Genomic DNA, 20622 nt, shown 5'->3' with positions numbered 1-20622 from the left:
ATCTTTCGGCAAAAGCGAATGACCGTCATCTCGCCAACGAGCGGCGGGTAAGAACTGTTAATGGTTCGCCTTTAAATCCATTAGTTTACCGCCTTTTGCAAATAAAGTGAAACGGCTCCTAAGACGCCGGCTTTATTGCCGAGAGACGCCTTCACCAATTTGACGTTCGCAAAGCTTTCCATCACCAATTCCTTCGTTCTTCGCTCAACCATATCGACGAGCCGTTCCTGTTCCATGACGCCGCCTCCGACGATGATAGCGGAAGGATTAAAAATATGAACGAATGAGGCCAAACCTACCGCCACGTCATTCACCCACTGCTCTAAAACGCGTTCCAGCTTAAGGTCGCCCCTGTCGATTTTATCGAAAATGATTTTCCCGTTAACGCATTCCGGATCTGCGAGCATCGCATTTCGCACAAGAGCGGTCGTTGACGCGTACTTCTCGTAAAAATGCGCTCTCTCCCCGTTGCCGGCGGAAGCATGCGTAATAATATGGCCGAATTCGCCCGCGACGCCGCCGGCCCCTCTATAGATTCGACGGTCGATGACAATGGCGCCGCCAATGCCGGTTCCATAGGTCAAGCACAGGAAATCTCGAAACGATCGGCCCGCGCCGAAGTATCCTTCCCCCAACGCCGCGGCGTTTACGTCGTTTTCCACCTTGACCGGCTTGCGGAATTCTTCCGTTAAAATATCTTTTATTCTCGTTCCCGTATATCCGGGTATATTCTCATTGGCGTAGACGATATACCCTTCATCGGGGTTCACTTGTCCGGCCGTGCTGATCGCGATCGCATCGAAATCGCGAAATTCGCCGATCTTCCGAATCAATTTGTTGATTACATGAATGCCGCCTTTTTCGCTTTCGGTATCATACTCTTGAAACTGCTCGATTCGGCCGTTCTCGTCGCTGATGCAAATCTTGGTTGATGTTCCGCCGATATCCGCCGCTACAAATTTCATGCCCGATTCGACCTGCCCTTCTAGGCTTACCCAATAGTTTCTTTTCCAGACTCATGGTAATCATTCCTCTGCAAAAGTTGTAATCTTTTCTCCTACTCCACTATAGCACTATTCCCAGGATAGGTAAATATTTTTTCCTTTTTCACACCCCATTATAGGAGTAATTCTCCATCCATTCGTCTAGGCCGAAAAATAGAATAGCATGATAGCTCCCTCGGGAGTTACCATGCATTGTCTAACCGCTTTTCTATTCATTGGCGCGCTTGCCTCCGATCAATATTCCCACACCGCTTGCAAGGTGCGGCCCGTTCGAATCGCCTCTTCAATTTGGCAAGCCAAATATACGTCCAGCAAAGCTTCCTGCAAACTGTAAAAGCCGACGCCGTTCTGCGCGTAATCGCCCATCTTCTCCAAACATTCGGCGATGGCGATTTCTTCGTCGCTCAGTCGCGCGGGCGCGAACGGATTGCGGTACAGCCACCGCTCTCCGGCAATAATGCCTTTCAAATAATGGCCTTCCAAATTGCCGCCCGCTCCTGCCGACATTCGCTTGCATTCCGTTTCGATCGGGGTATCGTAATCCGCCAAATACCGCAGGCCGCTGTTAACGATTTCCCCTTTCTCCCCACGGATCAAAATCCGCTCTCCCCGTATCCGGGAAAAATATTGATCCCGCGCAAAATCGAACACGCCCAGCTTCCCCCCGCCGAATTGCAGCCAAGCCATATCCTGCACCGAATCGGTCAATCCCGCTTCCGTCGGCATTCGATCCCGGTGCGGCCCTTCGACGATCGGCGATATGAAACGGGAAGCGGTTATCGACACTTCCATCCTGCCGCCGGCAGGAATACCTACATAAGCGCGGATTAGGCCGATGCCATGGTATCCGTGCGCCGCGGAAACTTGCGCTTGCGTAATCTCGCCCAGCAGTCCCAAGCGGATCGCTTCCAGGCGCGCCGCATGGAGCGGTTGAAACGGGTACTGCTCGGCAACTTGGATTCGCGCCTGCGGGCCGATCTTCTCCCGCAGGGCACAAATGCCCGCCGTATCGGCGGCGGGAGGCGTTTCCGCAAGCAACGGCACGCCCAGCCCGGCCAACCGGACGAGCATGTCGGCTGCCGCCGATTTGGAGACAGCGGATACGATGAAATCCGGATTGGCCGCTTCGATCAGTTCCTCGGCCGTTTCGTAGCCTTTCACGTTCCACGATCGTTCGATCCCGCGCCGTTTCTGTTCGTCGCGGACGACTACGCCCGCAAGCTGAAACCGTTCAGGCAGCGACGAAGCAATCCGGCTGTAAAACTGTGCGCGCCAGCCCGCGCCGATCAATCCGAATCGAATCGGTCTCATGTTCATTCCTCCAATCGATTTTGAGTTATTCCGGCATGACGAGAACGCCCCCGGCGAAACGGTTCTCGCCTTTAAACGCCAACTCGCCGAGGCCGATGCCGTTTTGATTGCAACGCCTGAATATAACTGGTCGATTCCCAGCGTTCTGAAAAATGCGCTCGACTGGTCGTCCCGCGTTGAGAAAGTCATGATCGGCAAGCCGACAATGGTCATCGGCGCGACGCAGGGAATGCTGGGCACGATCCGCGCGCAGCTTCATTTACGCGAAATTTTGGCGAGTTCCGGCGTAGGCGCTCGTCTAATGCCGACGGGTGCCAGCGAGTTTCTGATCAACAACGTTCAGCAAAAATTCGACGAATCCGGCCGGTTTACCGATGAGCCTACGCTCGCCTTACTGGATAAAATCGTCCATCAATTCGTCGATTTCTCCCAAGCAAAGTAACTGCGTTTCTAGCAAAACGGCCGCCATTCCTCCGAAAAGCAATGATTTGGATTTGAGCAATTGCCCCACATATTATATAATTTTTGAATAGTGGGGTATATCATAAGGAGGAATGCTTTATCCGTAAAGTAGGAAGAAACGATCCGTGCCCTTGCGGCAGCGGTCAAAAATACAAGCGTTGCTGTTTAGAAAAAGATAAAGCCAGCAATGTCATACCTATTACTTCCGGGAGCCGCGCCTCGCATAAAGAGAAAAGCGACGGCAATGCGGAGCCGCAATTGCCGAGCTTTCAACCCGAAAGCGTGAAAGAGCTTATCGAAGATGAATTGAACTGGGAGAGTCCGCAATATCAATCGATTGCCCGCCTCTTCGTCGACAATACGGCGGGCAAGTACGAATGGGACATCATCGGCGCGACGGTATGCTTCTGGCATATGTACGCGCACAAAACGAAACCGAATATTAAAAAAGCGGGAGTTTTCCCTGCAGCGCTCGAATATTTTGTCGGTCAGGCATACGGTTTCGAATCCGTGACACGCTCGTATTTATCCGAGAAATATGATATATCGGAAGGTACGATTACCCAGCGCACGCGGCAGCTGATAGAATTCGCCGAAGAGAGCACCGGCAGGGCGCGATAGATTTATATTACCACTCAAAAGATCGGAGGCAGCGTTAGCGCCTCCGATCTTTTGTTGTTCCCGCTTATCTCCAAGGTTGGATGCACACCGGCTTGCCGACGTGAACTTCCTCGCCGACTTGCCGCAGCCGTCCCGTATCGCCGTCAATTTCGTACGTAACAAGACTGTCTGTGTTTTGGTTCGCCGCGATCAGAAACTTTCCGTTCGGCATAAGGGCGAAATTGCGGGGAAACGAACCGCCCGTCGGAGCGAATTGTACCGGCGACAATTCTCCCGTTTTAGCGTCGATCGAATAGACCGCAATACTGTCATGCCCCCGATTGGATCCGTATAAAAACCGCCCGTCCGCAGAAATATGGATATCCGCGCACCAGCTTTCCCCGGCGAAATCGGCGGGAAGAGTGGAAATCGTCTGAATCTCCGCGAGCGAACCATGTCCCCCGTCGTAAGCGAAGGCTGTAACCGTACTGTCCAGTTCATTGATTACATAACCGAATCGTCCGGAAGGATGGAAGGCGAAATGGCGCGGCCCGGCGCCCGGTTTCAGCGGAACGGCGTCATGGCGGACAAGCGCGCCGCCCGCCGAATTCGTACGGTACACGACGATTCGATCCATGCCCAAATCCGGCGCGAATAGATACGACTCGGACCTATCTGCGACGATGGAATGCGGATGCGCAGCCTCCTGCCGATCGGGCCGTACGCTGCTGCCGATATGATCGATCTTCTCCGTCATGGCGCCGATCCCTTCGTCGCTGAGGGGATAATGGCAGATGTTCCCGCTCGAATAGTTCGTCACGTATAACCGCTTGCCTTGCGAATCGGTCATGACATAACAGGGATCGGCGCCGAGCGTCGGCTGTTCGTTCAAATAGACGAGCTTGCCGGACTCGGGATCGATCATATAACTGACGACGGAGCCTTCGGCGGTTTCGCTGACCGAATACAGACGATTGCGTTTCGGATCCAACGTTAAGAACGAGGGATTCGCTATATTCGAATAGCTTTCAATAAGAGTTAAAACTCCCGTCTCGGCCTGAAACGAAAATAAATAGATTCCAGGCGACGACTTGTCGGCATAGGAGCCGACATATACAAATATTTCATTCTCATTCGCTTTCATAGCATTCCCCTCCACATAAAGAAACTGTTAGTCTAAACATTTCGACATCAAAGATGCAATCCCTCTAAACATGCAGCACGATTTTCAAGTTGCGGCGAGCCTGTAGAAGCGCTTGCTTTCCATTATTTTAACATCACGAAGATTCTCCCTTTCTGGTAGTATAGTATTAATTTCATATTTTGAGTGGAGAGTCGAATATTTTGAAAGTTTTACATATATTTGCTATGTTATTCGTTATATGCTCCGGAACAGCCGGTCTATTTCCCGGATTGGCGGCGGCGCAACCGGATCCGCCTTTCGGCGATATTTCCAATAGTTTTGCCAAAGATGAAATCATAGATTTGTATGAACGGGGCATCGTTACCGGTACGGGCAATCATACGTTCGATCCGAAGAAACCGATCGCCCGTGCCGAATTTATCGCATTATTGATGCGAATGTTCGGCATGCAGCCTGTGAACGCGGCCGTCCCCGCTTTCTCCGATGTGCCGGCAAACGCATGGTATTACGGATGGGTATACGCCGCCTTGCATTTGAATATCGCAAACGGAACGGGAGAAGATACGGCAAGCCCCTTAAATCCGATTACCCGACAAGAAGCCGCAGCCCTTATCGCACGGGCGCTTAAGCAGGAAGGCGCTCAGCCGGCAAACGATAACCTGCCTTTTGCGGATGCGGACGATATTTCCGGTTGGGCGAAGCCGCTTGTCGCGTCAATTCGGCAATTCGATCTGATGTCGGGCGACGAGAGCGGATTCCGCCCGCATGATCCGATCACCCGAGAGGAAACGGCTGCCGTATTGTCCCGCATCCTGCGCTATCCCCGGCTCAAAACCCAATTCGATCGGGAATCCGGTTCCATGCTGCAGATCGGCTGGCAGTATAATGAGCCGGCGGAACAATTTATCCGAAGAGCGGAACAATCCAATCTCGACGTCATATCGCCCCGCTGGTTTTTCCTGGACCGGAACGAATGGTTTCGCGATGAAACGGATCAAACTTTATACGCTTGGGCCAAGCAGAGCGGCATGGAAATATGGGCGATGCTCGGCAACCGGTCCGACGCGGAACTGACGCATGACATGCTGTCGGACGATGAACGGAGAGCGGCATTAGTCCGCACGGTCGCGGACCGGGTACAAAGTTACGGGCTGGACGGCATCAACGTCGATTTTGAAAATGTTGCTCCAGCGGACCGCACCGGAATGACCGCTTTCATCCGGGAGCTTGCCGACGCGCTGCATGCGCTGCAAGCGACGTTGTCGGTTAACGTTTCGCCCGATTTAGGATCGGATTGGACCGCGGCGTTCGATTATCAAGCATTGGGCGAAGCGGCCGATTACATCGTATTAATGGGGTACGACGAGCATTGGAACGGCGCGCCCTCCGCGGGATCGGTCTCTTCTCTCCCCTGGCTCCGCCAAGGAATCGAGACATTGCTGGGGAACGTCCCCGCCGGGAAAACGATACTGGCGCTCCCTTTCTATACGCGCGATTGGGCCTTGCAACCAGAAGGAGCGAAGGCGACGGATATGACGCTCGAGGGGCAAAATGAATGGATGCAGGCAACGCGGGCCAAGCCCGTATGGAACTCTACGCTCGGGCAATATGTCGCCGGATATAAGGTCGGCAGCGTCGAACACCGCTTATGGCTGGAGGACGGCCGCTCCTTGTCCGCCAAATCCGCGATGGCATCGGAATACGGAATCGCGGGATTCGCCTACTGGCATGTGGGAGGGGAAAGCCCGGACATATGGGCAAGCCTGAAAAATGCGGAGCGGTACGCTTTATTTGGGTTCGGGGAATGAGAAATAAATAGCAACGGCCTTAACTCGATCGTTCAAGTTAAGGCCGTTCCTATCAATCTTCTTCGATTAAATCCCGATTCAGATACGTTTCCAATATGTTCGTTCCCCGAAAGACGGTATGCGCCAATTCGTAGTTCGGGAAAGCATGCTCGCATTGTTCTTTATAAGCCATATCGGCGTCGTAATGCGTCAGATGATCCGCCACTTCTTGTTCCGACAAGCCTTGCTGGCGCTGCCTTTGCACGACCGTATCGCGGTCCGCAAAGATGAACAGCCGCACGACATGTTCTCCGTACATTTGCTTCAGGATCTCCGCCCCGTGCGGATTAACTACCAGATAAAACGATCCGTTCTGCTTGAACGCTTCTTCGATATCGCGCTTATTAATCCCGTACCAATTCCCGTTAATTTCAACGCTCTCCAGGAATTCTCCGTTCGCTTCCGCTTCCTTAAATTGCTCCAATGTCACGAAATGATAATCTTGCCCGTTCAATTCGCTAGGACGAGGCTTTCTCGTTGTGTATGATATGACTCTCTTTATTTCCAATGTCGATCCAATCGAATGCGCTACCGTTTTGCGCCCAACGCCGTCCGGGCCGGTAAAAGCAAAAATGAAATCGCGATCCTTCAATTCATACATACTATCCCCTCCTAAAAGTTTGTGAGCGACACTTCAACGATGCGACAAATCGTTTGGGCGAAGCGTCGGATTCGTTTCGTTGCGGAATAAAGCGCTTACTCATGTTTTACTTTCGCAGAGCACAAAAAAGTTGCGTATACATTATTATACAATAAAATTAATAAACATGTGAACCTTCTTTTTTAGGAAATAACGTAATTTACAGCCAAATTCCGCTCAAAAGCTTGATTCCCTCGTCAATCCGCTCCAGCGGAATGCCGCCGAAGCCGATAAAAAACTCCTTTCGCGCCGTCGCGGGAGGACTAAGCCAGGTGAACGCCGCCGAACTGACTCTTATTCCCGCTTCTTTCGCTTCCCGCACCATTTGCTCCTCCGGCTTGGGGCTGTCAACCTCCAATAAAATGTGGAACCCCGCATCCTTGCCGATAACGTTCGCTTTCTCTCCAAAGTGCGTCCGAATCGAATCGATCAACAGATCGTGCTTTTTCCGGTAAACGTTGCGCATTTTGCGGATATGTTTTTCCAACAAGCCTTTCTCCATAAAAAGCTGGAGCGTCGTCTGGTGCAAAGGAGATGAAGACTGCTCGAATAAAAGATCGTATTGCAGCCGCTGATAATCTTCGAGCAGCGAATAGGGAAGAACCATGTAATTGACACATAATGCAGGTGCCAGCACTTGCGAGAATCCTCCCAAATAGATGACGTTGCCGTTTCGCCGTAATCCCTGTAAAGATGGAATCGGCCTGCCGTGGTACCGGAATTCGCCGTCGTAATCGTCCTCAATGATATATCCGCCCGTTTCATCCGCCCATTCCAGCAACTGCAGCCGTTTCGAAATCGGCATGATCATGCCTCGCGGAAACTGATGCGACGGTGAAACGCTCACAAGCTTGGCGCGGCTGGCATTCAGTTCACGAATATCGATGCCGTCCTCCTCAAGCGAAATGGGAACGATCCGGTAGCCGTGCTTCCGAAACGTAGACGAAAACAGAACGTATCCGGGGTTTTCGAACGCGATTTCCCCCGACCGGTCTTTCAGCATCATGCTCAAAAAATTCAATAGCAGATGCTGATCCGCCCCGATTACAATTTGTTCGGGCGAGCATGCGACGCCTCGGAAGCGATGAAGGTACTTGGCGATTTCCTGCCGCAATCCGGGCTCGCCTTGAGGATCTCCATAGAACAGCAACCCGGAACGTTCCGGGCACAGCGCCTGACGGAACAGCTTGCGCCATGTTTGGAACGGGAAGTTCGTAAAATCGTTTTTGGACAGATGGAAATCATATTCATACACCTTATTGTCCCGGGTCGGAAAGGCCCGTTTCCCGTTATATCCGTCATCCGGTCCGCCGTCGTTTCCCAGGCGCGCATAAGGCTCCGGCAGCTTCCTGACATAAAGCCCACGCCTTGGTTCGCTCTCCACGAATCCTTCGGCCACGAGTTGTTGATAAGCGAGTTCGATCGGCGTTGCGCTTAAGTCAAGGAAATCGGCCAGTTTGCGAACCGACGGCAAGCGGTCGTTCTCCTCCAGCCTGCCGGAGACGATCTCTTGTTTGATATGCTCGTATAATTGTACATATTGAGGGACCGGACTGCTCCCGTCCAGTTTTGGAATGAGCATCGCATTCGCACCTGCCAATCTGTCCTTTTCATTTTTGCAAAACTGCATATTTTCAAGTATACAATGATCGGCTATAGTAAGCTATACAAAGCGAAGGAGGTTCATAACACATGCAATCGCAAGCGGAAACAAATTCAGCCGTAAAATTATTGGAAGGCGACAAAGTCTACTTGCGGCCAATCGGCGTGGACGATACGGAACTCTATTTCCGTATGCTGTTTCATCCAGAAACGCGGAGGTTGACCGGAACGAAGAAGCATTTTACAAAAGAACAGATCCGTCAATATATCGAAGGAAAGACGCATGATTCTTCCACCGTTCTCCTGTTGATTGCGCTATGCGAAACGGACGAGGTCATCGGCGACATCGCTTTGCAGGATATCGACGCGACGAACCGCAACGCCAATATCCGCATCGCCATTGCCGGGAGCGGCCATCAAGGAAAAGGATACGGAAGCGAAGCGTTGAACTTGATGCTTGATTACGGCTTCGGCATCCTCAATTTGCACCGGATCGAACTGAACGTTTTCGATTATAACGGTCGAGCCGAGCATGTTTACGAGAAATTGGGATTCAAGCAGGAGGGCGTGCAGCGGGAGGCGCTGTTCTATGATCATAAATATCACGACTCGATAATGATGAGCATTCTGGAGGACGAATACCGACTCATGCGAAATATCCGGTAGGCGGGACGAGGCTAATGCAACGTTCAAATTTGTAACGGAAGTGAAAGAACTTAAAGTGGAAAGAATCAGGTTTTGCGGATTCTAACGGAAATCAGCGCTCTTATTCGTAGTTTTGCCGGCGAGAAATAAACGAATGACCGCAAATAAGGCTTCTCACTTCCGTTACATTTTGAAAAGTCCCGAATTTTCTTAAATAGCGTTCCGTGCATCCGTTAGCCGTAATGTCGAACCGCAACCGCCGTATTCTTGCTTCAAGACGATTGCAGTTCGGTCGCTTATCGATCGGCAAATCGGCAGAAAGCTACAAATTCGGGATTTGCCAATCGATCTCCTCCCGGCCCTGCTCCCGCAGCCATGCATTCACCCGGGAGAAATGCTTGCACCCGAAAAATCCGCGGTGCGCGGACAAAGGGCTCGGATGCGGCGCCCGCAGCACCAGATGCTTCGTTCGGTCGATCAGTTGCATCTTGTTGCCGGCATGACTCCCCCATAATAAGAAGACGACCGGTTCTTCCTTATGATTCAACGTTTGAATGACGCGGTCCGTAAACTGTTCCCAGCCCATCCCTTTATGGGAATTCGGGCTGCTCTCCCTTACCGTCAGCACCGTATTGAGCATCAGCACTCCCTGTTCCGCCCAATGGCGCAAATAGCCGTTATTCGGGATGTAGCAGCCGAGATCGTCCCGCAATTCTTTGAACATATTCAACAGCGACGGAGGCGTCGCCACGCCCGGCTTCACCGAGAAGCTGAGGCCATGCGCTTGCCCGGCGCCGTGATACGGGTCTTGTCCGAGAATAACGGCCTTCACCGCCGCGAAAGGCGTATAATGAAGCGCGTTGTATATATCATGCATATTCGGATATATCGTTTGCGTCGAATACTCTTGTTTCAAGAAGCTTCTTAATTCGGCGTAATACGGCTTTTGGAATTCTTCGTCCAGCCACTCCGCCCAATCGTTTTTCAAAATCGGCATATTCCCTCTCCGCCTTTCTCCGCTGCAATTCTACTCGCCGCCTATTGTAACATGACTATATTCGCTTGAGAATAGGACATGCCTCCCGATGAAGAAAAAAAGCCGAGATTTTAAGAAAAAAGGATTTTCGACCGATAATCGCCCATAATCCCGCTTCCTTTCCGTTCTATGCAAAGTCACCTCTTCATTTCACTCCAAATCTTACGATAACTTCCAATTCCGAACCATTGCTCTCCCTCCCCCGAATTCGCCTTGTTTTCCGTGCTATAATATGGATATTGTGTGGAACGAGGAAACAAAGGTAAAGGAGATTGCAGCAGTGATCGTGGAAGATAACGCAGCACCAAAACGGGTAAATCGTTGGCTTGTATTGGCGAATGTTTCCGTAGGCACCTTTATGGCAACTCTGGACGGGAGCATTGCCAATGTGGCGCTGCCTACCATTGCCGAAGAACTGCAAAGTCCGGTACATGTCGTGCAATGGGTTTTGACCTCCTATTTGCTCACCATTTGCGCCTTGCTGCCCATCATGGGGAAAATATCCGATTTGCTCGGAAGAAGCCGGATTTACAATTTCGGCTTTTTGATTTTCACGGCGGGATCGGCTCTTTGCGGTTTATCGGATACGCTGGCTCTGTTAATCGCGGCAAGAATCGTGCAGGCGGCGGGAGCCGCTTGTTTAATGTCCAACAGTCAGGCGATCGTAGCGGAATTGTTCGCGGGCGGGGGACGAGGCCGAGCATTGGGCATCGTCGGCACCGTCGTGTCTCTCGGATCGCTAACCGGCCCGGCCATCGGCGGCATTCTCGTCGGCAGCCTGGGGTGGCCGTCCATCTTCTGGATCAACGTTCCGATCGGCATCGCCGGCATGATCGCGGGATGGTTCATTTTGCCGCGGCATTCGGGCAAGAGAGCGCAGGAACCTTTCGATTTTCGCGGCTCCGTCCTCTTTATCGTCGGCATCGTCGCCTTCCTGTTTACGGTATCGAACGGCCAAGATTGGGGCTGGTCCTCTCCGGCTACATGGGGACTCGGTATCGGGGCATTCGCGGTGCTCGGCTGGTTTTATCTATGGGAAAAGAAAACGCGCTATCCGATGCTCGATTTCGGGCTATACCGCATTCGTGCGTTCGCCTTCGGCAATATGGCCGCATTGTTGTCGTTCGTCGCCCTTTTCTGCACGAATGTGATGATGCCGTTCTATATGCAGAATGTGCTCCATTATTCGCCGGAGAAGACAGGTTACGCGATGATGCTGTATCCGCTCACGATGGCCGTTATTGCCCCGCTGTCGGGATGGCTGTCCGATAAGATCGGCTATATTTGGTTAACGACAACGGGGCTTGCCGTCAATGCCGCAGCCTTCGCGCTGCTCAACACGTTAACGACGCAAGAAAGCGTCTGGACGGTCGGACTGCATCTTGCCCTGTTCGGGCTTGGAGCGGGATTATTCCAATCGCCCAATAACTCGAGCGTCATGGAAGCCGTTCCCCGGTCCAAACTGGGAACCGCCGGCGGATTAAACGCTTTGGTCCGGAATATCGGCATGGTGCTCGGCATCGCCTTGTCCGTGTCGCTGTACTCTACCCGTTTATATCAAAGCGGAACCGTCTCCGGCGCGGACCCCGCCGCCGATCCGCAAGCCATATTAAGCGCGCTGCATTGGGTGTTCTGGACGGCGATGGCGGTTTGCCTGCTCGCCCTGTTCTTCTCGTCGCTTCGCATTCGAAGCAAGGAACCGTCTGCGCAAAACTAACGGTTGCCGGCGCAATGCCCGTAAATACGCGTAAAGGGGATGATGCTGTTGAACGATCGGGGCTTGCTTATCAGTTATGTCAAAGCGAACTGGCCTTATTATTTATTAGCGGTAACTCTTATTATCGCGTCGAACGTCGACCAAGCCGCCCTCCCCCGCGTCCTCGGCCAATTTACCGACGCTTTGAAGGACGGAACCGCCGACCGGTCCTCGATCGTCAAGTACAGCTTGCTGCTGCTGGCGATCGGCGTTTCGTACGGCGTATTGTTCGGCCTTGGACAGTATACGGTCATGAGGCTCGGGCGCAAGTTCGAATTTCAAACGAGACAAAAGCTGTTCCGGAAATTTACCGATTTAAGCGAGCATTATTTCTCCAAACAAGGAACCGGCAAACTGCTCAGTTACGTGATGAACGACGTCACGTCGGTGCGGGAATCGATTTCGAACGGCGTCAATCAAATGACGAACGCGCTGTTTCTGCTTCTTTCATGCATCGTCATGATGGCGTTAAGCTCCATTCCGGCGTCGTTAATCGCGATCAGCATTTGTCCGCTGTTGGTCATTCCGTTTCTTGTCGTCTATTTCGGTCCGCAAATCCGCAGACGGTCCATGAACGTGCAGGAAGCGCTGGCCACGATGACGGAATCGGCGGAAGAACAACTCGGCGGAATCCGCGTGACGAAAACGTTCGCCGCCGAAGACATCGCCAAACGCCGGTTCGCCGGGCCGGTGGACGGGGTTCGCGACGCGCAGCTTCGTCTGGTGCGGCTGTCTTCCGTTTTCCAAGCTTTGCTGCCGTTTCTCGGCGCGTTATCGTTGGTCGCCTCTTTGCTCGTAGGCGGATATATGACGATTCAACATACGATCACGCTAGGCAACTTCGTCGCGCTGACTCTGTATTTGCGCATCATTATGGGCCCGCTGCAGCAAATCGGCAACGTCATCAACATGATGCAGCGTTCGCGCGCGTCGCTTGAACGGGTGAACCGGCTGCTGTCCGAAGTGCCGGACGTGCGCGAGTCGGAGATGGCCGCTCCGCTTGAGAAAGTCGGCGAAATCCGCGTCAGACGCATGTCGTTCGCTTATCCGAACGCGAATGGGCCTTCGCTGCGCGATATCGATCTTGCCGTACGCCCAGGCCGCACTCTCGGCATCGTCGGCAAAACGGGCAGCGGCAAAACGACGCTGGTCAAGCTGCTGCTGCGCATTTACGAGCCGCCCCGGAATACGATTCGGATCGACGGCAAAGATATTCGCGACATTACGTTGGAAAGCCTTCGCTCCAAGCTCGCCTACGTGCCGCAGGACGGATTTCTGTTCAGCACTTCGATCCGTGACAACATTGCGTTCAGCGACCGCGAGGCACCGCTAAGCGAAATCGAAAAGGGCGCGAAGCAAGCGATGATCTATGATAATGTCATTCAATTTCCGGAAGGCTTTGACACGAAGCTGGGCGAGCGGGGCGTCACCTTGTCCGGCGGGCAGCGCCAGCGCACGAGCTTGGCGCGGGGACTGATGAAAAAAGCGCCGGTACTCATTCTGGACGACAGCATGAGCGCGGTGGATGCGGTAACGGAAAGCAACATTATCGCCAATCTGAAGAATGAACGAAAAAATAAAACGACGATCATCATCTCGCACCGCATTAGCGCCGTAAAGCATGCGGATGAAATTATCGTCTTGGACGAAGGCCGAATTGTGCAACGCGGCACGCATGAGCAACTGATTATGGAAACGGGCGGCATCTACGCTTCCTTGCACCGAATTCAAGAGGAGGGATTGCAGCATGTCGAACCGTGACCGAACCGGCGGCGATTCGGCCCCGCATGCGCCCGGCAGCGGGCGGGCCGCCTCCTTCAAAGCGGTATTGTCGTATGCCAAGCCGCATCGCTTGACGTTTCTGGCGATTTTCCTTTGCTCTATCCTTGGCATATCGGCGGAGCTGCTTCAGCCTTATCTCGTGAAAATCGCCATTGACGATCATCTTGCCGCGGGCAATGCGGAAATGAAATTTCTGATCGTCATCGCGGCCGTTTATTTGGGGCTTTCCGCCGTCAGCTTCCTGTTTACTTATTTGCAAAACAATTTGCTGCAATATGCGGGGCAAAATATCGTCGCCCGCATACGAAAAGAGTTGTTCGCCCACATCTCAAAGCTGTCGATGTCTTTTTTCGACCGGTTTCATATCGGCAGCCTGGTGACGAACGTATCCAGCGATACGGAGACGATCAGCCAATTTTTCACCCAGGTCCTTCTCAGTTTAATTCGCGACGGGATGATGCTTGTGCTTATCATCGCGTTCATGTTTCATCTGGACGCCACTTTGGCTTGGTATTGTCTGCTTGTGCTTCCGGTTATCGCAACGATCGCCTTCTTGTTTCGCAAATATTTGCGCCAAACGTATCAACAGGCGAGAAGCCGGCTATCGCGGCTGATCGCGTTCGTCGCCGAAAACTTATCCGGCATGGGGCTCATCCAATCGTTCCATCAAGAGGACGAGCAAGTCAAACGTTTCGCGGTGCAAAATAAAAACTACTGGGAAGCCAATATCCGGGAAATACGCGCCCACGTATTCTTCAACCGCACCTTCGATATTTTGGGAAATGTGGCCCTTGTGCTTATGGTGTGGTTAGGCGGGATGGCGGTATTTCACGAACAGATTCATTTTGGGGTGTTGTACGCGTTCATCAGCTATATCCGCCAATTTTTTCAACCGATCAACCAAATTACGATGCAATGGAATACGTTTCAATCGACGATCGTCTCGATGGACCGGATATGGAACATTTTAAGCGTCTCGCCGGAAGTGAAGGATCCGAATCCCGAAGAAACGATTGACGTTCGTCCGGAACATGTTCGGGGGAAAATCGATTTTAACGGAATCCGGTTCGGATATCGGGAACACCGTCCGGTCATCCGGCAGCTCGATTTGCATCTGGAGGCCGGAGAAATGGTGGGCGTCGTCGGCGCGACGGGAGCGGGCAAGAGCACGTTGATCGGCTTGCTGAACCGGTTCTACGATGTGAATCAGGGCAGCATCGAAATCGACGGCACGGACATCCGGCGCATTCCGCAGGAGACGCTGCACCGGATCGTGGGCTTGATCCAGCAGGAGCCGTTTCTGTTCTCCGGCTCGATCGTCGATAATGTGCGCCTGTTCCGGGAGGACATATCGAGGGAAAAAGTGATCGAAGCGTGCGAATTCGTCGGGGCCCATCCGATGATTATGCGCTTGTCCCGCCAATACGACACGGTTTTGTCCGAGCGGGGAAGCGGACTGTCCGTAGGCGAGCGGCAGTTGATTTCCTTTGCAAGAATCGTCGTATTTCAGCCGAAAATATTAATTTTGGACGAAGCGACGGCGAATTTGGACTCGCAGACGGAACAATGGGTACAGAACGCCCTGCAATCCGTGTCTGCGGGACGGACGACGATCGTGATCGCGCACCGGCTTTCCACCGTAATGCAAGCTGACCGCATTATCGTGATGAAGAACGGGCATATCGCGGAGCAGGGTACGCATGAGCAATTGCTCGCTATGCGCGGATATTACGAGGAACTGTACCGTCATGCGCGAAATGCGGGAGGCGATCGCACAGAAACGGCGCACGGCGCGGTATGAGTTTAACACGAGGCTAGCTGCGGCTAAGTAAATGATCGGAACCTTCCGGCAAGATGCTCGCAGCGAGCGTTTCGGCCTTCTCGGACCTGCCTTGCCCCCCTTTATTCGCCTTTTGCCGGTATCCCGCTCGCTCATGGCATGGTTTAGCGACAGTCAGAGACCGGCGTTCTGAACGAGAGGGATATCGACAGAAGGGCTAAGAATAAAGTAGAAAAGCCATCCTAGGGAGAATATCTACCCTATGATGGCTTTTTGATTGATGCATTGGATGGCTAAGTGCCGCTTGCCTCCCTCTCGACTCTTACGAGCCGGATATTATCGATATAAATGTTGTAAGGAGCGGGAAGCTCCGCATCCGATTCGTTCCTGCCGAAATCGAACATGAATTTGTACGAGCCGTCATTGCCGACGCGGATGATGCCCTCATACGCTTTCATTGTTTGATCGACGGTAAAAGTTTGCTTGGGGACGCCCGAACCGACCAGTTCCACATAGACCGGTCGGCTATTGTCGGAGCGCATATCGAACGCGATTTTGTAGGTGCCGCTCGTGACGCTGACAGGCTCCTGATAGAATTGAATATGCCACCAATCCCAGCCTTCCGCGGCGATCTCCACCTTCGCTTGGCCATTGTCCGCCGTAATGTTCGCGTCTCCGGCCCATTCTTCATAGTCGCCTTGGTTATGCGTTTTCCATCCGTCCAGCCCGCTGTCGAACGTTCCGTTCTCTATCGCATTGTCCCCGACCTCGATCCAGCCTTCTACGGGACCCGGATTCGTTCCGCCACCGCCAACCTCCGTTAATTCCACATCGTCAAAATAAACCGCATGCCGCTCGCCGGGAGTCGCCTTCGCCCCGTTCACGACATTGCCGACGCAGAAATTCAGCTTCAAGGAAACGTTCTGCGCGGCGGTAAATTGATAGGTATAGACTGATTGACGATCGTCGGTAATGTCAAACTTCGCTTCCTGTACGGGAGACGTGTTTGTAAATTCGACGCGAATCGGACGATCGACGGTCGACCATGCTTTGAAACGGAGCTCATACGTTTTGCCCGCCTGCAAAGGAATGCCTTCCTGGAACAATTGCGTAGTCCAATTTTCCGTCCCGATCGCGCTAATATCGAGCTTGGCCGTTCCGTCCTCCACGGTAAATACGGACGCTCCGCCGTTTCCGGCCCAATGGCCCCAATGCTCGTTCCCGCCAGTCCAATCGCCGTTGCGAATCAAGTTTCCGCTTTCCGCGATAATCGTCTGCTTCACTCTCGCATGGGCATACCCTTCCGCCTCGACTGCAACCGTATACGTTCCCGGCTCGGGGAAACGGTCCGCTGCAATCTCCAGCACCCCTTCCTGCAATTGATATTCGCCGTGCTGCAGCGCCGTGCCGTTTATTTTCACCTTGGTCACCGCCTGTCGCCACTCTTCCCGATCCGCATACGTAATTACAACCGGCCGTCCCGCGGAAGCAGGTTCAGCATACAATGCCGGCGGCCGTTTGACCGGCGCGTCTTTCACTTCAAGCGCGACATTGTCGAGAAATAGATCATGCGCGTTCAAGTCCGGGTCTCCTGCAATTTTACCCAGCAAAAACTTCAAGTCGACCGTTTCGTCCCGCGTCATGCGGAACTCGAACCGATAACGCTTCATGTCCTGTGTGAGATCGACGGTTTGGTCGAAGTAACGGAAGTATCCCGCATTTTCCACCGTAACTTGCATTTTCCGGTTCGCGGTGGAACGCGCGTCGAATTCGAGAATATAGTCGATTCCGGCCGCCAGCTTCAATCCCGATTGAATCATCAGATTCCCATGGGGCGCAGATCCCCGGTTCGCGATTTGCAGTTTCGCTTCCCCGTCTACAACCGAACCGGTGATGGCACCGTCCACCGCGATCACCTCCCACGAATCCAGAGCGCGGTCGAACCCGCCGTTAACGAGCGGATAAAATTCAAGCTCCGGATCGTAATATACGCTCGTACGGATCAGCTTGATATTGTCCATCGCGATCGTTCCTTTCGCTCCGCCCAAGTGAAATACGATTTGCGCCTCGCGGTCCGTTGCGCTCGCCATGGAGAAGGAGGCTGTTCTTGAAGCAAAAGAAGAGTCCAAAGCGACGGTTTGTTTGCCGTAGGATGTCTTGCCGTCTTTGCTTGCGAGCTCGATTTCGATCGTTCTGTCCGTAGACGCGCTTGCATCGAACGTTAACTTGTAATCCTGCCCTTCGATCAAATACAATCCCTTCTGGGCCAAGCGGACGCTATGCTTCGAACCGTCGCCCGGATTCGCGATATTCAGTCTCATCCTGCGCTCCGCTTCGCTCACGCTTGCCGACGCTTCCGCGCCGGAATCGGCATACACATGCCAGTATGTCATGCGATCCGGCTCGCCCTGATCGAACGTGCCGTTGTAAATATGATTGCCGTCGCCGCTCAGCGGCGTTTTCGGGGCGTCGTGGTCATACTCGATGCCGTCGATTTCTTCCATTCTGACGTTGCCGATCCAGACCGGGTCGCCGTTCAAGCCGGCATTGAATTCGATGCGGGCGGCGATGTCCGTATCTTGCTTCATCTGAAATTGCAGTTCGTACCGTTTAAATTCGCCGGTTAACGACAACGTGGAAGAAGGCGAATAAGCGGCAAATCCTCTAGCCTCGCCTCCCGTCACTTTCACGCCGATGTCCCGCGCCGAAGTCGTCTTCGCGTCAAAGCTCAATTGATAATACCGTCCTTTGGCGACGGACACGTCCTGCAGCAGTTGCACGGAATAAGGTTGCGTGCCGGGCGAGGCGATATTCATTTTCAAATAGTTGGCGTCGCCAATCCGGTCGATCTGGACGCTTCCCGCACCGCCTTCCCCTCGGAAGAGTCTCCAATAGTCCGTATTCGGAACATCGTCGAGGTTCGGAACGTCCGGTTCGTCCTCGTCGAAGTTGCCGTTATAGACCAAATTCCCGTCCGGCAGCGGCATTTTAGCGTTTGGCGGCAAATCCTCCTTCGGAATGACAGGCGGCTTCGGTTCGCGGTAAGGCCTTCCCGTCAACTCGTACATGCGCACATAATCGATTTCCATCGTTTTCGGAAATACCGTAGTGTCATCGGGATTGCCGTCGAAATGTCCGCCGATCGCCAAATTCATAATGAGATGGAACGGCTGGTCGAACGGCGCGGGATACGTATTGTTGGCAGGTTGATACAAGCTTCTGCTGTACCAATCGTTTTGCGTCGAATACAACTGCCCGTCGACGTACCACCGGATTTCGCCCGGTTCCCACTCGATACTGTATACATGGTAATCCTCGATCGTTCCGCCGTTCGGGAACTCGTATTCCTTGCCCGAATACGTATTATTCGGCCAGTTTCCGCCGTAATGAATCGTGCCCCCGACCTTATGCGGCATGCTTCCCCAACCTTCCATGATGTCGATTTCGCCGGAAGAAGCCCAGGTTCCGTAAGCGTCGTGTTCCGGCATCATCCAGATCGCCGGCCAATAACCTTTGCCTGCGGGCGCCTTGGCGCGAATTTCGAATTTGCCGTACTTCTGGCTGTACTTTCCTTTCGTCTTAATGCGCGTCGACGTATAATCGAAGCCTTCATACGCTTCCTTTCTGGCCGTTATGACTAAAGCGCCGTTTTCGACCTTCACGTTTTCGGGACGATCCGTATAATATTCCAGTTCGTTATTGCCCCAACCGCCTTCTCCGTTTCCGATGTCAAACGTCCATTTGCCACGGTCGATTTCATCGCCCTCGAACTCGTCGTTCCATACGAGAGTCCACATCGGGCGTTGCGGCGTGCTTCCTCCGCCTCCTCCCGATCCGCCGGAGCTGCCGGAACTGCCGGATCCGCTGCTTGCGGCGCTTGGAGTCTTCCCGGGCGGTTCGTTCTGCCCGCTCGAAACAGGTTTCCCGTTCCAATATACGTCTTGCGCATGATTGATTAGACTGCCGATTTCCCCGCTTCCTTCAATGATCGTCCCTTGCGCCTCTTCACTCACGATCAATTCGGAAACGACGGCGCCTTCAGCCAAGATCACCTTCATCTTGCCGTTCAATACGAGCTTGCCGATCTGGCCCGCGATATGCAGCGTTCTCTCCTTGCCGTCCGTCGCGTTCACCTCGACCTCACTCAGCCGGGAATCGTTCAAATTTACGACTCGCCCGCCGTTAATATAGGTAGTTCCTTTTACCGTTGTCCGTTGCAAACTCACTTCCCCTGTTCCGATCCCTTCCGTAATATACAGATTGCCGTCGATGACACTATCTTTCAAAATAACGCCTCCGCGGGCCACGATCGCATTGCTTCCAACGTCCCCCCCTGTACGTTCTCCCGCTTCATTCGCCAGCAATCCGATCATCCGGTCGACGATAGCAGCGAGCTCCGCTCTCGTCATCGCCCGTTCCGGCCGGAATGTTCCGTCGCCGTAACCTTGCACATAACCGCTTGCGGCCAATGCGCCGATTGCTTCTACCGTCTGCGGATTCAGCGCCCCGACATCCGTAAATATGTATCCGCTTTCACGTTTCGCGTGGCCGAAATCGAACAATATCTCGAATGCAAGCGCAGCTTCCGCTCTGTTCAAAGACTTGTGCGGATACGATTTGCGTTCCCCATCCGGCATCAAATATCCGGCCTTCGCAGCCTTCGCCATTTCCGGGCCGTACCAGGTTGCAGACGGCGCATCCGCAATCGGTTCCGTCACGGTCGCCTGCAGGCCTAGCATCCGGTTCATGATTGCGGCGAATTGCGCTCGGGAAACGTTTTCATTCGGGCGTACGGTTCCATCGCCATACCCCTGGATAACGCCTAGCTCCGTCCAACGTCGCATCGCGTCGGCCGCCCAATGATTGGCGGGCAAATCCTTGAATCGGCTTGCCTCTAATCCGTCAGCCAAGCCCATACCGTGCGGCAGCGTTGTAAAGATAAGCAGACAGGCCAGCAACGAGATTGCGTATTTCCTAACATACCGCTTTACCATTCCAATTCCCCTCCCTTAG

Annotated in this window: 14 protein-coding genes and 1 pseudogene; 8 read left to right on the top strand and 7 right to left on the bottom strand. The window is 53.2% G+C overall.

What is annotated here, in order from left to right:
- Nucleotides 1–80: 80 nt before the first annotated feature.
- On the bottom strand, nucleotides 81–965 hold the full coding sequence (locus tag KQI79_RS12685) for an ROK family protein (RefSeq protein ID WP_216538611.1): 885 nt from the start codon (nucleotides 963–965) through the stop codon (nucleotides 81–83).
- Nucleotides 966–1238: 273 nt separating this feature from the next.
- The gene (locus tag KQI79_RS12680; RefSeq protein ID WP_216538610.1) at nucleotides 1239–2315 is read right to left on the bottom strand and encodes a Gfo/Idh/MocA family protein; all 1077 of its coding nucleotides are present in this window, start codon (nucleotides 2313–2315) and stop codon (nucleotides 1239–1241) included.
- Between KQI79_RS12680 and KQI79_RS12675 the strand changes: the two genes are divergently transcribed.
- From KQI79_RS12675 to KQI79_RS12670, 3 genes and pseudogenes are all read left to right on the top strand, one after another.
- A complete protein-coding gene (locus KQI79_RS12675; protein ID WP_216538609.1) occupies nucleotides 2314–2757 on the top strand; it encodes an NADPH-dependent FMN reductase in 444 nt (147 codons plus the stop codon). The two genes, KQI79_RS12680 and KQI79_RS12675, sit on opposite strands and share 2 nt — an antisense overlap.
- Nucleotides 2758–2840: 83 nt before the next feature.
- Nucleotides 2841–2945 (top strand): annotated as a pseudogene (locus tag KQI79_RS28245) (SEC-C metal-binding domain-containing protein); the annotation flags it as partial.
- A 90-nt stretch (nucleotides 2946–3035) separates the two neighbouring features.
- Nucleotides 3036–3398, top strand: a complete 363-nt coding sequence (locus tag KQI79_RS12670) for a hypothetical protein (protein ID WP_253298120.1) — start codon at nucleotides 3036–3038, stop codon at nucleotides 3396–3398.
- Nucleotides 3399–3462: 64 nt separating this feature from the next.
- Here KQI79_RS12670 and KQI79_RS12665 read toward each other — a convergent pair whose 3' ends face one another.
- Nucleotides 3463–4521, bottom strand: a complete 1059-nt coding sequence (locus KQI79_RS12665; RefSeq protein ID WP_216538607.1) for a lactonase family protein — start codon at nucleotides 4519–4521, stop codon at nucleotides 3463–3465.
- Nucleotides 4522–4721: 200 nt separating this feature from the next.
- On the opposite strand from KQI79_RS12665, the gene KQI79_RS12660 reads away from it, so the two are divergent.
- Entirely contained in the window at nucleotides 4722–6329 is a 1608-nt protein-coding gene (locus KQI79_RS12660) for a glycosyl hydrolase family 18 protein (protein WP_253298119.1), read from the top strand.
- A gap of 52 nt (nucleotides 6330–6381) precedes the next feature.
- Here KQI79_RS12660 and KQI79_RS12655 read toward each other — a convergent pair whose 3' ends face one another.
- On the bottom strand, nucleotides 6382–6969 hold the full coding sequence (locus KQI79_RS12655) for a guanylate kinase (RefSeq protein WP_216538606.1): 588 nt from the start codon (nucleotides 6967–6969) through the stop codon (nucleotides 6382–6384).
- A 199-nt stretch (nucleotides 6970–7168) separates the two neighbouring features.
- Entirely contained in the window at nucleotides 7169–8590 is a 1422-nt protein-coding gene (gene pdxR / locus KQI79_RS12650; protein WP_216538605.1) for a MocR-like pyridoxine biosynthesis transcription factor PdxR, read from the bottom strand.
- 110 nt (nucleotides 8591–8700) lie between these two features.
- Between pdxR and KQI79_RS12645 the strand changes: the two genes are divergently transcribed.
- A complete protein-coding gene (locus KQI79_RS12645; RefSeq protein WP_216538604.1) occupies nucleotides 8701–9276 on the top strand; it encodes a GNAT family N-acetyltransferase in 576 nt (191 codons plus the stop codon).
- Nucleotides 9277–9577: 301 nt separating this feature from the next.
- On the opposite strand, the gene ung is transcribed toward KQI79_RS12645, so the two are convergent.
- The gene (gene ung / locus KQI79_RS12640; protein WP_216538603.1) at nucleotides 9578–10252 is read right to left on the bottom strand and encodes a uracil-DNA glycosylase; all 675 of its coding nucleotides are present in this window, start codon (nucleotides 10250–10252) and stop codon (nucleotides 9578–9580) included.
- Nucleotides 10253–10571: 319 nt separating this feature from the next.
- Here ung and KQI79_RS12635 point away from each other — a divergent pair, with 319 nt between their 5' ends.
- Genes KQI79_RS12635 through KQI79_RS12625 form a run of 3 tightly spaced genes read left to right on the top strand, consistent with a single transcriptional unit; the run spans nucleotide 10572 to nucleotide 15630 of the window.
- Nucleotides 10572–12008 carry an MFS transporter gene (locus KQI79_RS12635; RefSeq protein WP_367398178.1) on the top strand — a complete coding sequence of 479 codons (1437 nt, stop codon included), beginning with the start codon at nucleotides 10572–10574 and terminating at the stop codon, nucleotides 12006–12008.
- Between the two features lie 48 nt (nucleotides 12009–12056).
- A complete protein-coding gene (locus KQI79_RS12630; protein ID WP_216538601.1) occupies nucleotides 12057–13808 on the top strand; it encodes an ABC transporter ATP-binding protein in 1752 nt (583 codons plus the stop codon).
- Nucleotides 13795–15630 carry an ABC transporter ATP-binding protein gene (locus KQI79_RS12625; RefSeq protein ID WP_216538600.1) on the top strand — a complete coding sequence of 612 codons (1836 nt, stop codon included), beginning with the start codon at nucleotides 13795–13797 and terminating at the stop codon, nucleotides 15628–15630. Before KQI79_RS12630 ends, KQI79_RS12625 begins: the two co-directional genes overlap by 14 nt.
- Before the next feature lie 272 nt (nucleotides 15631–15902).
- Here KQI79_RS12625 and KQI79_RS12620 read toward each other — a convergent pair whose 3' ends face one another.
- Nucleotides 15903–20603 (bottom strand): carbohydrate binding domain-containing protein, encoded by a 4701-nt coding sequence (locus KQI79_RS12620; protein ID WP_216538599.1) that lies wholly within the window; start codon nucleotides 20601–20603, stop codon nucleotides 15903–15905.
- Nucleotides 20604–20622: the final 19 nt, after the last annotated feature.

Source organism: Paenibacillus sp. MSJ-34, from assembly GCF_018918005.1.
Classification (GTDB): Bacteria; Bacillota; Bacilli; order Paenibacillales; family Paenibacillaceae; genus MSJ-34.
Note: the sequence above shows the minus strand (reverse complement) of the source record. Positions and strands in the feature narration are given on the sequence as shown.